This window comes from Ignavibacteriales bacterium (assembly GCA_016709155.1).
Taxonomy (GTDB): domain Bacteria; phylum Bacteroidota; class Ignavibacteria; order Ignavibacteriales; family Ignavibacteriaceae; genus JADJEI01.
Genome location: JADJEI010000013.1, coordinates 1,036,952 through 1,051,075, shown reverse-complemented (window position 1 = coordinate 1,051,075; position 14,124 = coordinate 1,036,952). Strand labels below are relative to the sequence as shown.

Here is a 14,124-nt window from a genome sequence, read left to right as displayed (position 1 = left end):
AAAAAATGTTTTAAAAATTAGAATTGTTAAATGATAAGCTGAGAAAATTATTTCACAACCGCTATTTTAATAATTGCGCTTTCAGTTTTGCCGCTGCTGCTTGATGCTTCGATTCGAGCGAGATAAACCCCGCTTTGAATATTTCCAACATTCCACACTGTTTCATTATCAAAACCTCCTTGTGCATCGTCGTTCAACTCATCCACAAAGTCACCTGCAAGATCAAAAATTTTAATATTTATTTTTGAATCTTCAGAAACGAAGTATCGAATATTTGTAGTCCCTTCATAGACAGGATTTGGATAATTATAGGCGCGTTCAACAGGGAAAAACTCATTAACAGAATTATCAACTGAAGCAGCTTCAATTGAGGCAGAATTAAAATTTGAACCGTACGCTTCAGTCCAAAATCTTGTTCCTTCGGTAGGACCAATTTCCCAAGCCGAAAAGTTTCTACCTGCGTTAAGGTAAGCAAGTGAAATTTTGTTTTGTCCATCAACAAATATCGAAGGTGTTCCGATGCTAAAAGAACCTGCGGAAATAGGAAATCCGGAAATTATTTTGCCAGTCGCACCATCAATGGCAAAAATCCTACCGTCTTCCGTAGAAGCAATAACCTCCGAGTGATTTGTTCCATCAATATCGGCGGTTAAAGGGGTACTGAAAAATGTTTTTTGATTTGGATCTTCAAAAGGAAAATTATCTGCAGAAGCACCTGCAAAGTTGATTGCTTCAATTTTATTTCCGTTGGCAAAAATGATATAATTCTCGCCGTCATTTTTTATATCGCCAACTGAAAACGTGAACGAAGGGATCCAACCTGAATTTTCTAAAATTTTAAGGAGTTTTCCTTCTGAGAAAATATAAAATTTATGCTCTACTAAAACTACGCTTACAAACTCCCCCGTGCGGGAAAATGTGGTTGCGATAGCGCCAGGTTTTTCACCAATAAATTCATAAGCAAAACCAGTGTCATCAATAAATTTATATTTCGCTATTTCAGGAACCGGATCAGAAAGTGCTTCAGCGAGATAGGAAAATCTGCCGGCAGCAAAAGATAATCTGTAAATATTAAGTTGTTCGCCAAGTTTTATGCTGTTTATTTGGACAGGTGGGGTTGAAGGAAGCGATCCAAGAGAGAAATCTTTTAGAGAATCTCAAGCAACAATTTTAATGATTGTTTCACCAAGTAAATTTACAAGAACCGGCGCGGTAGAAATAGGAACTCCTACATCAACACTTTTAAAAAATTCTGTTTGTCCATCGGTCATATAAATGTTTAGCGTATTATTAAGAGCGCCGACAAAATAATTAGAACCAATTAAGCTGGTTGATGCAACTTTGTAAGATGAAAAATTTGTAAAAGTTTTTTTAACATTTCCTGATTCGTCTATAATTAGTAAGTCCTGATTATTGAGCAGCGCAAATCTGAAATCACTGCTGCTGCCTGATGTAAGTTTATTTTGTCCAGAAATATCTAATTGCTTAGAAAAAATCGGTTTAATTATCGAGTCACCGAAGGTCAAACTGAAAGACATTCGATTTGCAATTGAAGAAAAATTTGAAAAAGTAATTAAACTATTTGCACTGGAATTTGTATTTGTGTTTGGGTAAGTATCTTTTGAAAATCGGTTCTTGAATAAGTCCGCTGGATTATCTTTATGCCAGAGATCTTCCTCAGTTCCTTCGCCGATTACTTCGTCGCCAAAAATTGTAAAGAAGGTTTCACCGATATCCTGCACGCCATCAGCTTCTTCAACATCAACTCCTCTAAGTTTTTTATCTGTATTAATTTTATTCTCAGCAATTTTAGAGACAATTACATTTTCATCAATGTGCCAGACAATAATTCCACTACCTGGAAGCGCCCAATCGAATTCATCAACATCAATAACAACTCCATCAACTGAGTCAGTTTGAAAGCTATAAAAGCCTGAGGTATCTTTATCAAAATTTTTACTAAAAATAACCTCCCCAATTTTATAAGAGATATTCGCCCCATCCTGATAAGCATCCCGGGTTCTATTCTCAACTAAATAATATTCTGTTGAGTTAAGCGGGACTTTGAGAATGACAGTATCACTCAAAGATGCAATTGTATTTGAGGTTAAGGAAAGATTGTAATTGCCGGGTTCAACAACAATTGGTTCTTTCCAACCAAGATAAATTTTTTCCCAGGCGGATGGCTCGGGAGGAAACAATCCATTGTATGCAAAGATTGATTGTCCATCCATTAATCCAAAACGTCCGATTGCACTTAGTCCGGTTTCTGTATCAAATAAATCAGGAAGCCCAAGATGGCTGGCGATACTTGCGACTAATAACCCATTAATTGAAAGCTCAAAAAGGAAAACACTTCCGAAACTGCTGACTTCCCTGCTCTCGGTTTCAGGAATGATCATACTATTCAAAATTTTAAATGAACCGCCGGAAACAGGAAATCCTTCAAATGTTTCGCCATAAATATGTTTTAGAGCATTCGTTGAAAGATAAACTGATGGAATATCTCTTTCAGTTCCAAGACTTCCCGGAAGAGTAACATCTCTGCCCACCCCTGCATGAAAGATAATGAAAAGGTCATAATCACTAAAATTAAAACCTGGATTATTTTGATCCGCAATTCTCCAAACCTCTTCCGCAAATGAACCAATCACAGTAAAATCACTTGAATTATTTTCCGGCGAATAATTCCTCATTGTCTTTGAAACTGAAAAAGTGTCAGGTAAAATTGTGAAAGAAATATTAGCCATTCCACCGGAGACTTTTTGAAAATAATTTTGAGCAAATTGAAGATGAGATTCAAAATATTTGGTGTCGTGCGGAAGTGGATCAATAATTGTATTTCCATAATTCTGAGTATAGATAGATCCAAATTTCCCATTTCCAAAAGTTGATTCGTCTTTATCATCGGCAAAGTTCACCATCACCGCAAGAATTTTTATCGTATCATTTGATAGAATTTGTTCAATCGGTTTTGAAGGAAAAGGATTTATTTCTCCAATAAAATTTTGGGCAGATGAACTGCCCAAATAAATTATTGCTACAAAAAACAGCTTATAAAGTTGACGCATAAAATAGATTAAATTCCTCTTGGGAGTCCTTTAGTAGATTCGGGAACAGCACCCCAGCCAATTAATACTGTAAATCTCAATGTATCGGAAAGCGGATGATTCTCACCACCTTTGAAAACAGAAGTGGTTATGTAGCTGAAATCAAATCCGTAAATATCATATCTGATACCGGCGCCAAAAGTCAAAAATTTTCGGTTGCCGTAAGAAGGATCTTCGTAAAAGAAGCCGGAGCGAAGTGCAAAAAGAAAATCACCCGGACTTCCGTACCAATATTCCAAACCCATGGAAGTGACGATATCTCTAATTTCCTCGCTTGCTCTATCATCAGCCCAAGCTGTAAATATTGCCTGATAGAATTCCTTTGAGGTAGCTCCATCTCGGCTAACAAGCAGCTTGCTAAAGTCGAGCGTATAGATCATTGAGTTATATTCATCATCAAGAATTTTATAAGCAAAACCAAGTCTGAAATTTGTAGGAATAGGATCTGCCTGAGCACGATCTATATAATAAATTTTTGGACCGAGATTACTTAGATTTACACCGATACTTAACTTTCCACCAATGTCTTCATCAAGGAAATGGAAGAACAAATCTGACCGGTCGCCACATTGCAGCAATGTCAAAACTGACAGAAGTTGCAACACCGGAACCTTGTTCTTCAGCAGTCGGTGCATCTGATAGACGGCTATGAATAAGACGGAAATTAAATCCGAGTCCCCAATCAGGATCTATTTTGGTTGCATAGCCAAGAGTAAGAGCAGCATCAAAGGATCGGAATGTGCCAATTGGGTCAGGAGAATCCGGACCGGTTCGGACAAACTCGCCAAAGTTCATATAGGTGATACTTGCTGTAACACTTCCATCTAATTCTTCAAAGTACTGCCGATAGGTAAGATAATCGTAAAATAAATCAAGATTAAATTGGGGAAGCCAGTTACTGTGCGTAATACTAAGTTCAGTTCCCGTCAGGAAAGCAATTCCTGCAGGATTCCAGAAAATCGCAGCCGAGTTGTCTGCAAGTCCGGTTCCGGATTCACCAAGCCCGCCGGCTCTAGAATCAGGAGCTAAAAGAAGAAATGGAACAGCGGCTTCACCTTGGGCATAGGTAACTTTTCCAAACATTGTAAACAACACGCTGATCAGCAGGAGCCTGATTAGTACTTTCATTTTTGTAACCTCCGATTAATAATTAAGCTATTTAGTTTCTAAAATAAATGATCTTCTGCAGGGATTTAAAATATAAAAATTATGATAAAAAACAGACTTAAAATTTAGTCCTATTTTATTACGGCAATTTTACCAAGCACGCTTTTATTGAAATCACCGTTGATCGTTTTAACGATTATCTTATAAAGATAGACGCCGTTAGCTAAAATATCACCATCTTCATCTCTACCATCCCAATCAATCGTAACGTATTTTTCATTGATGGCATTCTGTTCAATCTGTTTGATCAATCTTCCGGCAACTGTATAAATTTTTATCTTCACGTCAATTGGTGAATTAAGGTTCTGCTGAAAAGTAAATGTTGTATTTGAACTAAACGGGTTTGGATAGTTATAAATATCGCTGATAACCAGTTCATCACCGGAAACTACACTGAAATAGGTTATTTCATCGGAAAAATTATTGAATACATCCCATGCTTTTACCTGTATTTTATATTCGCCTTGTTCGAGATCAGAAAATTGGTAGTTTATCTCCCCCGCCTTGCCGTCGGCATCTAAATCACCAGTAAAATAGTTTGTAAGGTTTAATGGGTTATTCTTATCGTCATTGAGAATGCCTTCAAGATTATGCCCAACTCCCGTACCGGTTGTGTTAAGTCCTGTCTCATCAGAAAGTTTAACAATTAACTTTGAGTTGGGAGTTACAAGATAAGCGTTTCTAAAAGATGTATCGTCAAAATAAATTTCAATTTCGGGTCCAGCACCATCATTTGATTTTGTGGTATCAGTGCCTCCTACAATGATCTGATTTGTGTAACCCAATCCATCCGAATTAGAATTGAGGAAATAAAATACAATCTTTCCATTCTTATTTTCATAAGAAATATCTTTTGGAACAACGAAACTCGACTCAAACTGTCCATTGATAACAGATATTCTGCCTTTAAAAATTACCCCGCCTTGAATTTTCATATAAAATGGATTGCTGATTGTACTCATTTTTTCGAGCAGTACACTTCTTTCGGAATCAAATACGGTTAGTATTCCTTCGCCATTAAAATCACTCCACAAATTTCCATTGTCATCTAAAATTTTTCCCGAAAGATTCACATCTCCAAGTGCTTTTATTTGTACTGCAGTTGTCAAACCGCTGCCATTTATAGTATCGATCATTGCAGGGTATTCCGGGACTCGCAGCCTTAGAAGAGGATCGCCAAAAATATGATACTTCTGATCGTTAACGCCATAGTATAATTACTTTGTTTCGAACAATGCTTTCCCAAGGGGTACATTTAGATTCAATGAATCTCTTGCTGCTAATAATAAATCACGGAATAATTGATAATTTAAATTATGATTTAAACCGGAATAAACCAATCGGGAAGAAGTAAATGCACCTATTTCACCGGCATCGGGCATCAATAACATTTCTTCCGCTGCGCTAACAGAATTGGGGATGTCATAATATCCAAAATCGCATGTTGCAGCAGACATAAAAAAATATTTATCATTTTTTAATTGTGGGATTGTGACATTTTTTTCAAAAATAAATTCGTGTGCCCAAACATCCGGACTACCGTGACCGATATAATTTACGAGAAGCGTACCCTCGTTTATTGCATCAATTATAGCTTTGTTAACGTCTGGCTTTCTTCTGCCTGCACCGGTAATTACATCAGCATAAGTAGTTGAATATATTTTATGAATATCAAATGACTGTGGTATTATGGTAGTAGCCAAAGTTTCAGAAGGAGCAGTGTGCTCACTTCCTTCGTAGGTCGTTGAGGTTTTCTCATCATCGGCAATCATTGTAATATTATTCCGCCACGGTCCTTTTTCACTTTGCGTTTCATAATAAATGATTTTATCCACTACATTATTCGCCTCTGTTGAGTTGTGAACCGTAATTCTCCCAAACCCTAAATCAACAACCGAATCAGTTCCCGAAACGCGGCAGAAATAATCATCTGTTGTATAAGAATAAATTAATGCAAGCGATTCAACAGTTTGGTAGGTAGGAATAAAATTGCTGCCGAAGCCTTCAATGTTTTTGTAGTCATAAGTGCCGGCTCCAAAAAATAAAACATATTCGGGTTTAATTGACCAGTTGTCATAGGCATATTTCAGAAAATCTGTCATTGCTGTGGGATCAAATAACCCGCTGCTGAATTCATTAAAAATTTCTTGAATATCAACCACAATTGTAGAGATTGGAATTTCTGCTTCATTTTGTCTGTAATCCTTCAAACGGTTGGCTGCATCAAGAAATTCTTTTGAGGTTATGATTATGTATTTTGCACCGGATTCAATACCATGAACATTTGAATTAGATGCTTCAACCGGATTGATTGGCGTTAAAAATTTATCGTTACCAACAGCAAAGTATCTTGAATTTGATACACTATTTTCTGCTGCCTTAAATCGGAATTCTCCGCCGCTAAGCATGGATGGATTAGTAATAATCTTTGTGTTGCTAAAATCGGTAACATCATAAACTTTAATATTTGTAGAGGCAAAACCAGATAAGTCATATTCAACAATTCCATCGGCTATAGGAGAGAAAAAGAGGAGATGATCATCAACCGGTTTTAAGAATCTTGTATATTCAATTTCAAAATAATCTAAATAACCTAAGCCGCTTGAATTCGAGAAGGTAGATTGAAATTTTAGTACGCTTCTGTCATCTGTTAGTGCACTGTTGAAATCTGCAAAATTAATTTCAGAATATCCAACCTTATAATAGTCGTCATGACCACTTATTATATCATTAAAAATTGAAGATGAATTTTCCTGAAGAGACAAAGTGAACGGAACCGATGTTCCATTAACAAACCTGAATTTATAATTCACCGGAAGAGAATTATCGCGTTTATCAAGTTTATTAGTATAAGTTCTTGAATTAACTGTGGGAGTGAAATCATCACCAAAAAATTCACGTCCGGATTTGCCAAGATTTATTTTATTATCCTCGTAAAGAATAAAGGCGGGTGTATTATTGACTATAAGAATAGCATCAGCAGATTCACTTGATTTGTTAGTCATTCGTTTGCCGTTGTTCCCGCCGGAAGTTATCCAGAAAAAGTTTTGTGCAGAATAGGGATTGATTTGTCTGGTTAAATCATTTGCGGTTTGATCAAAATCCCAGAAAGATGTACCCCTTCCATAAAATAAGATATAATCGCTTGCATCAAATTTACCGTCACTCTCACCTGAAATTAAAATTGCATTCTCGATTAAATCAATTGGGCGGTCATCGGTGTTTAATTCGGGAAGAACTTTTCCACCGTTATTATAAATTTTAATTGTTCGCGGATCAACAGTTGAAGGATCTATTCCGAATGAAGAAAGTGAATTGTAATCTATTTTATAAATGCCTTCTGTCGGAGTCTCGAATCTAACCCATTTACCGGTTGAAAGTACGCTATTAATTATTTCTTTATTCAACTGCGTTTTTCTCTTCACCCAGAATTTTGCCGAATTATAATTTAAGACGGCTGACTGAAGTAAATCATCGCTAACTGGATTATTGAAACTTTGTGCAGTAAAGTTCACGCGAAAGAGTATTCTCTTATAAATTTTAATCTTATTAATTGATGGATCAAATTGAACTGGTCTTATTATAAAAGTTTGTACGGGCAGATCACGCACTAAACCAAAATCACCGAAGGAAACTAACTCAAATTCAGATTTGAAAGATGAGTATTCATTTGATTTCTCATATTTAGGAATATTGAAATCGCCATCTTTCATCATTTTTGGGTAAGGCAAAAGTTCACCTGTTCTTTCAATACTTTCAGTACTAAGAATTTCAATTGTGTTTCCATTTTCATCGGGTACACCAAGATTGAATCGTCTTTCCCGCTGAATTGGTACGCCCGGATTATCAGACATTGGTAAATAAGAATTATTAAAATCAAAAGAGTAGAATGACTGACCATCAATAATGTTTATGGATGTATCTGTATAAACAGGAACAAATTCCAATAAAATGGAGCGTTGATCGGACGAGATAATTTTAAGATCAGATTGGGCAAGTATGCTGAAGTTAAAAAATATCAGAAAAAACAATGAGATTTTGCTTTTCATTTCATTCTCAAGATGGTTAATAAAACATTACAGAATTATCAAAATAGAATCAATATTAATTCTGCAGTTAATTTTTTCAGTAGCAAATCTCTAATAAAACTTTTCCCGAATATTTTTGTTCGAAATTTATACAACTAATAGGGATAATGTCAAGTCAATTAAAGTAATTCAATTTTATTACGTCCGAAATGAATTCTTCCGGGATTTTAAATCTAATGTGCAAAATGATTCACCGATAACTTATTCTTTTTTCGTATTGATTAAAATAGTTTTTCCACTTCTGCCCAAAATAATTTATTTTAAAAAATATCGAATGTTTTTGCCTAATTCTAAATACCTTGGTTCACTAATTGAAATATGAAACCGTTGAAACGGTTAATTATTATTTGATTTACATTCTCAACGGGATTAATCCCGTTGAGAACTTAAAAAATATTTAACTGCCAACCGTTTTAACGGTTTGCTCTTTTGTATAATCAACTGCCTTATGGTTAATAGTGATTTATTTTAGTTATATAAAAATCCTTCTCAATACGATTCAATTTTAATTTATTTTACTGATATTAAAATTATTTCGGATAGCAGTGAGCTTTTCAATTATAATCCTAAAAGCGTTTTATTTTCTCTCATCGCATTTATACAGAAAGCAATATGCGAATCAAGATCCATTCCGAGCTCGGCAGCACCATTTTTTATATCATCCCGGCTGACTGCCCGTGCAAAGGCTTTATCTTTCATTTTCTTTTTTACTGAAGATACCTCTACCTCATCTATTGATTTACTCGGACGAACATAAGTAACTGCTGTAATAAATCCAGCTAATTCATCACAGGCAAAAAGAATTTTTTCCAGTTTACTTTCCCGCGTGACGCCGGTATATGCTGCATGCGATAAAATTGCTCTGCGAAATTCTTCGCTAAATCCTTTCTCTTTTAAAATTTCACTCCCCTTAAAAGGGTGTTGTTCAGCACTGGGGAACATTTCATAATCAAAGTCGTGAAGCAATGCAACATTTCCCCAAAATTCAACATCTTCATTAAGCTTTGCTGCGTAAGCGCGAACACATGTTTCGACGGCAAAAGCATGTTTAAGCAAGCTGTCACTTTTTGTGTATTCATTTAATATTGAAAGACACTTTAGTCTATCGTGCATTATATCATTTCCCAAATTTTCCTCCGGAGATTTTATTCGATGGACAGAGAGAATTTACTACACATTCAGAACATTTAGGTTTTCTCGCAATACAAATTTTTCTGCCATGAGAGGCAAGCCAGTGCGAAGAATTTATCCAGTCAGATTCATCCAGCAGATCTTTCAATTTGGATTCTATTTTCACCGGATCATCCGACTCAATGAACCCAAGTAAATTAGATAACCGTTTAACATGTGTATCAACTGCGATGGCTGGAATTCCAAAGGCATTCCCGGCAATGACAGATGCAGTTTTTCTCCCCACCCCTGCAAGTTTTGTTAAGCTATCAAAATCCGCCGGAACTTTACCGTTGTACTCGTTAATCAATTGAGTGCAGCATATGATAATACTCTTTGCTTTTTGTCTGTAAAAACCTGTGGAGAAAATATCTTTTTGCAATTCACCAATTTCCGCAGAAAGAAAATCTGCCGGTGATCTATATTTTTTGAAAAGTTTTTTAGTAACAAGATTAACTCTTTCATCGGTGCACTGCGCTGACAATATAGTCGCTATTAATAACTGAAATGGATTTTTATACTCAAGTGCGGGTTTGACATCCGGGTATTCCTTTCTAAGAATATCGAATATATTTCGCGCACGAATTTTAAGATTTGTCTTTAACATCTCTATTGAAACGTGCATCTTTTATAAGTAATCGCTCGACAGGATGGTTTTGAATTAAATGGCTCTGAATAATCTCTTCAACATTTTCCATTGAAACACCACCATACCATATCTGTTCGGGGTAAACGACGATTGAAGGACCAAATTCGCAAGCATCAAGGCAGCCGGAAGAATTGACTCGAATATCAGAATTAATGCCTAATTCTTTAATTCGTTTTTTTAAATAATCTCTAAGCTGTAAACTTCCCTTTTCACTGCAGCAGCCTCGTGGGTGATTTTGAGGTCTGACATTTTCACAAACAAAAATATGCTTCTCGAATCTTTTCATTCTAATGATATTTTATAAATAGATAAAGCGAACAATCTGCTCGCTTTAGAAGTAGCGCGTACGGGATTCGAACCCGTGATCCCCGCCTTGAGAGGGCGGTGTCCTAAGCCACTAGACGAACGCGCCAGTGTAAAATAATTTAGTTACAATGGATAAAATAAAAATTCCAAGACCTACTCCCATATCCCTAAAACATTTTCCATTAGCAATTTTAGTTGTCCCGTCAGGGGTCGAACCTGAACTCTTCTGATCCAGAGTCAGACGTGTTGCCAGTTACACCACGGGACAATTCAAATAAATAACGACGCAAATTTATAGTTTTTAGTTATTCTTTACAATTAAATATTTTGTCTTTTTTAAGAGAGAAAGTTTGATATTTGTAATAATGATTTACAAATTTTTAAAATGAGAATACTGTTTTACATACTACTTTTGGTTTCAACTATTCTTGCTAATTCACAAGCACAGGATTTCTATTTTTCAAATAAAATTGGCGAATTTGAGCAGGCATCGGCATTTGATATTAATGCATCAGGGTTCATTGTTGTGGCTGATAAATTTAAGAATGAAATTATAAAAATTGACACAAATGGAAATCAAATTGTAACCATCGGGGGATACGGATGGGATGCTGCTTCATTTGATTTTCCGATAGATGTTTTTTCAAATGCATTATCTGTTTACGTTTGCGATTATAATAATCATAGGGTGCAAAGATTCGATAAAGACCTGAATTTCATTTCACAACTCAGTACTCATGAAAGTGAAAACAGTGAAGAAAGTTTTGGTTACCCGGTTGCAAGTGTTACATCGAATATTGGTGATCTTTTTATTCTTGATTCAGAAAATAAAAGAATAATAAAATTCGATTTGTTTGGAAATTTTATTCAGCAGTTCGGCGGTTATGATGCGGGAAATTTTGCCTTAAATTCACCCCGAAAATTTGCTGTTACACCCGACAACAGTTTGTTTGTAATAGATGAAAACAGAATTGTCATTTTTGATCAGTATGGAAATGGCATTTCTATTTTTCCTTCAGAATTATATTTCTCAAGCATAAAAACTATCTACTCCATCCTTTCATTAAATAATACAGATAGTATTTACATTATTGATTTTAAAGAAAATTCGCACGAGCTTCGTAAAGTGAATCTGCTCGGTTATGATCTAAACGAAAACATTATTTCATCGTTGTTGTTTAATAATAAGCTCTATGTACTTACTCAAAAATCTATACTTGTTTTCGCCCGTTAAACCAGACAAAGTAAATCAACATTCAAAATCAGAAATAATGCCGGGCAAATTCTCTTCATCAAAAATTATCTTGTTTCTACTTATATCATTTTGGTGTATTGGTTTTACCTATCCTTTATCCAGATTGATTGGATTGTCTAATCCTATTGTAGAATTTTTTTTAAAAAATAGCTATGGCAGTGTTTGCCACCAGCAGCAAGATAAACTTTTTGAAATTTCAGGAATAAAATTATTCGTGTGTTGGCGATGTGCCGGAATATATTTAGGTGCATTTACTGCTGGCTTTTTTAATCTCTTTATTTCAAAAAAAATTCTGATAACTAATTTTCTGTTTGTTGCATCATCAATCCCTATGGTAGTTGATGTTACTTTATATTCATCGGGTGTTTATTCTTACAGTAATTGGATAGCATTTTTAACAGGGGTGGCATTTGCGATGACAGCGTTTAACTATACGGCAGCAACATTTGAAAATCAAATAATAAAAATTAGAGGTTCAATTCATTGAAAAATATTCTTCCCTCATTTGTTTGCGGATTTGCTGCAGCAGTACTGACAACTATCCCCGGTTTAAAAGAATTTGGGTGCTGCTTCGTTATTCCTTTAGCAGGCGGATTCTCTTTGTTTCTTGATTTAAAGATCAATAATTCATCATTACCGATCCAGGTTAAGAAGGCAATCTGGTTTGGATTTCTTACCGGAATATTTGCAGCTCTCTTTTCAACTGGTTTTGATATATTACTCACAGCAATCAGCCGTACAAACGATTTCGTTGAAACACTTCCTCAGTCAGAACAAATAATCCAGGATATGAATTTGGGAGATCTTGCCGAAGAAAGTTTGAATCTTATGAAGGGAGTGGCAAATGAAATTAAACAAACAGGATTTTCAGTATTTTATTCTGTGATAATTTTATTCAGCAATTTAATTATTGATATAATCTTCGCGATTTTGGGTGCAGTTATTGCAAAAATATTTTTAAATAAAAAGGCAGAAAGAATTTAACTCGTTATGATTACTGCTATTATTTTTTTTGTTCATTTAATTTTTGCTTTAATAATTTTCACAAAAAAATGGCAGGAAGAAAAACTTTCTTCAGCGTTTACTAATGTTGCTTTGATAGGGATTTTATTTGCAGTTGGATGGACAATTTCAACAATGATAACAAAATTATTCCTTGAACCAGAAGGTTTTGGGATTCAGTTTGACAGAGATACTTTTTCACTCACTCTTCTATCAATTTCCGAATATTTTTTCTACCGGTTCTATTACGCTGATACTTCTACTGAAGGCGATAAGGAAAAACTATAACTGCTTTTTGTTCAACTTGCTGCTGAGTTGCCGGGAGCCCTTCAAATCTCCACTGACGCAAAGAATTTATTGCTGCATTTTCAAGTTTTGTATCAGCTTTAGTTAATAGAGCTATATTCCCCACGGTCCCGTCAGGTAAAATTGTGAATCGAAGCCGGATATCTATTTCTTTGGATACTCCTTCAGGATATTCAGGTAAAACATAACTATAAATTTTTCTTGTGCCATTTCCTCCCCAATCAATGTCATAGCCAAACGTTCCCTCACCCATTGCATTATTTCCACTTCCCGAGGTAGTGGTTTTCGAGTTTTTATTTTGTTCATTTTTGGTAGAAGATATATCAGATTTTTCTTTTTCCTTATCGGCAGGTTTGATAATATTTTCCTGTTCGACATTCTTTGCTTTTGGCAGTTCAACTTCTTCAACTTTTGGGTTTGTCTCTTTGGTTTGATTCACTACTTCAGGTTTAGAAAGATCTTCAATTTTTTCAAACTGTTCCCCCATAGAGCCTGATGAGCCTGACTCACCTGAAACACCAAAAGATAGTTCAACAAAATCTCGGGGGGGGTAATCGAAAGGAAAATGCACTAATACAAAAGTGAGCAGCAACAATAAATGAAGCAGCAAAGAAATAGAGTAGGAAAAATTTTTAATGCTTCGATAAGTCATCATAATTTTTATCCGTTAGATTTCCTTTTCTGTTTGAATCGTAAATTTATCAATACCCGCAGTCTTCGCAGCATCAATAACTTTTATCATTAGATCTATCGCGACAGTTTTATCAGCTTTTATTATTAAATTATCTTCAGTTGTGCCTGCTTTAAGCCAAGTTAATTTTGATGGAAGCTGCTCAAGTGAACAAACTTCAGAGCCGGCATAAATTGTTCCATCGGCAGTTAGAGTTACTATCATTGTTGCTGCAAGCGACTGCTCATTGGTTTTGGAGCCTGGCAGCTTCACTTTTACACCTGTCTGAATAACAAATTGTGAAGTTAATAGAAAAAAAATCAGAAGTAAAAAAACAATATCTGTTAGAGAAGAATATTGAAATATACTTAAAGGCTGATTTGACATTTTAAATTTCATAT

General features: G+C 35.3%; 13 protein-coding genes, 2 tRNA genes and 1 pseudogene. 4 read left to right on the top strand and 12 right to left on the bottom strand.

Annotated elements, in window-relative coordinates; translation table 11 throughout:
- Positions 1–47: 47 nt before the first annotated feature.
- The 10 genes and pseudogenes from IPH11_18330 to IPH11_18285 form a co-directional block, all read right to left on the bottom strand.
- Positions 48–1,103: a T9SS type A sorting domain-containing protein gene (locus tag IPH11_18330; GenBank protein MBK6915522.1), complete on the bottom strand. Its 1,056-nt coding sequence runs from the start codon at positions 1,101–1,103 to the stop codon at positions 48–50.
- Between the two features lie 54 nt (positions 1,104–1,157).
- The gene (locus IPH11_18325; protein MBK6915521.1) at positions 1,158–3,071 is read right to left on the bottom strand and encodes a hypothetical protein; all 1,914 of its coding nucleotides are present in this window, start codon (positions 3,069–3,071) and stop codon (positions 1,158–1,160) included.
- Between the two features lie 8 nt (positions 3,072–3,079).
- A pseudogene (locus tag IPH11_18320) lies at positions 3,080–4,238 on the bottom strand (PorV/PorQ family protein).
- A gap of 110 nt (positions 4,239–4,348) precedes the next feature.
- Positions 4,349–5,413 carry a T9SS type A sorting domain-containing protein gene (locus IPH11_18315; protein ID MBK6915520.1) on the bottom strand — a complete coding sequence of 355 codons (1,065 nt, stop codon included), beginning with the start codon at positions 5,411–5,413 and terminating at the stop codon, positions 4,349–4,351.
- An 81-nt stretch (positions 5,414–5,494) separates the two neighbouring features.
- Complete coding sequence (gene porU, locus IPH11_18310; protein ID MBK6915519.1) at positions 5,495–8,326, bottom strand: type IX secretion system sortase PorU; 2,832 nt, start codon at positions 8,324–8,326, stop codon at positions 5,495–5,497.
- Positions 8,327–8,923: 597 nt separating this feature from the next.
- Positions 8,924–9,478: an HDIG domain-containing protein gene (locus IPH11_18305; GenBank protein ID MBK6915518.1), complete on the bottom strand. Its 555-nt coding sequence runs from the start codon at positions 9,476–9,478 to the stop codon at positions 8,924–8,926.
- Positions 9,479–9,482: 4 nt separating this feature from the next.
- A complete protein-coding gene (nth, locus tag IPH11_18300; protein ID MBK6915517.1) occupies positions 9,483–10,142 on the bottom strand; it encodes an endonuclease III in 660 nt (219 codons plus the stop codon).
- Positions 10,123–10,470: a (2Fe-2S) ferredoxin domain-containing protein gene (locus tag IPH11_18295; protein ID MBK6915516.1), complete on the bottom strand. Its 348-nt coding sequence runs from the start codon at positions 10,468–10,470 to the stop codon at positions 10,123–10,125. The genes nth and IPH11_18295 overlap by 20 nt, the downstream gene beginning before the upstream one ends.
- 52 nt (positions 10,471–10,522) lie before the next feature.
- A tRNA-Glu gene (locus IPH11_18290) sits at positions 10,523–10,596 on the bottom strand.
- A gap of 89 nt (positions 10,597–10,685) precedes the next feature.
- A tRNA-Gln gene (locus IPH11_18285) sits at positions 10,686–10,758 on the bottom strand.
- Positions 10,759–10,875: 117 nt separating this feature from the next.
- Between IPH11_18285 and IPH11_18280 the strand changes: the two genes are divergently transcribed.
- From IPH11_18280 to IPH11_18265, 4 genes are read left to right on the top strand one after another with little or no spacing between them, the layout of a single operon-like run.
- Entirely contained in the window at positions 10,876–11,724 is an 849-nt protein-coding gene (locus IPH11_18280) for an NHL repeat-containing protein (GenBank protein MBK6915515.1), read from the top strand.
- 37 nt (positions 11,725–11,761) lie between these two features.
- On the top strand, positions 11,762–12,232 hold the full coding sequence (locus IPH11_18275) for a DUF2085 domain-containing protein (GenBank protein ID MBK6915514.1): 471 nt from the start codon (positions 11,762–11,764) through the stop codon (positions 12,230–12,232).
- Positions 12,229–12,729 carry a DUF4199 domain-containing protein gene (locus IPH11_18270; GenBank protein ID MBK6915513.1) on the top strand — a complete coding sequence of 167 codons (501 nt, stop codon included), beginning with the start codon at positions 12,229–12,231 and terminating at the stop codon, positions 12,727–12,729. Before IPH11_18275 ends, IPH11_18270 begins: the two co-directional genes overlap by 4 nt.
- A gap of 6 nt (positions 12,730–12,735) precedes the next feature.
- Positions 12,736–13,035 (top strand): hypothetical protein, encoded by a 300-nt coding sequence (locus IPH11_18265; protein MBK6915512.1) that lies wholly within the window; start codon positions 12,736–12,738, stop codon positions 13,033–13,035.
- Here the strand turns inward: IPH11_18265 and IPH11_18260 are convergent.
- Positions 13,007–13,708: an energy transducer TonB gene (locus IPH11_18260; GenBank protein MBK6915511.1), complete on the bottom strand. Its 702-nt coding sequence runs from the start codon at positions 13,706–13,708 to the stop codon at positions 13,007–13,009. The two genes, IPH11_18265 and IPH11_18260, sit on opposite strands and share 29 nt — an antisense overlap.
- A 12-nt stretch (positions 13,709–13,720) precedes the next feature.
- Positions 13,721–14,122, bottom strand: a complete 402-nt coding sequence (locus IPH11_18255) for a biopolymer transporter ExbD (protein ID MBK6915510.1) — start codon at positions 14,120–14,122, stop codon at positions 13,721–13,723.
- Between the last annotated feature and the right edge of the window lie 2 nt (positions 14,123–14,124).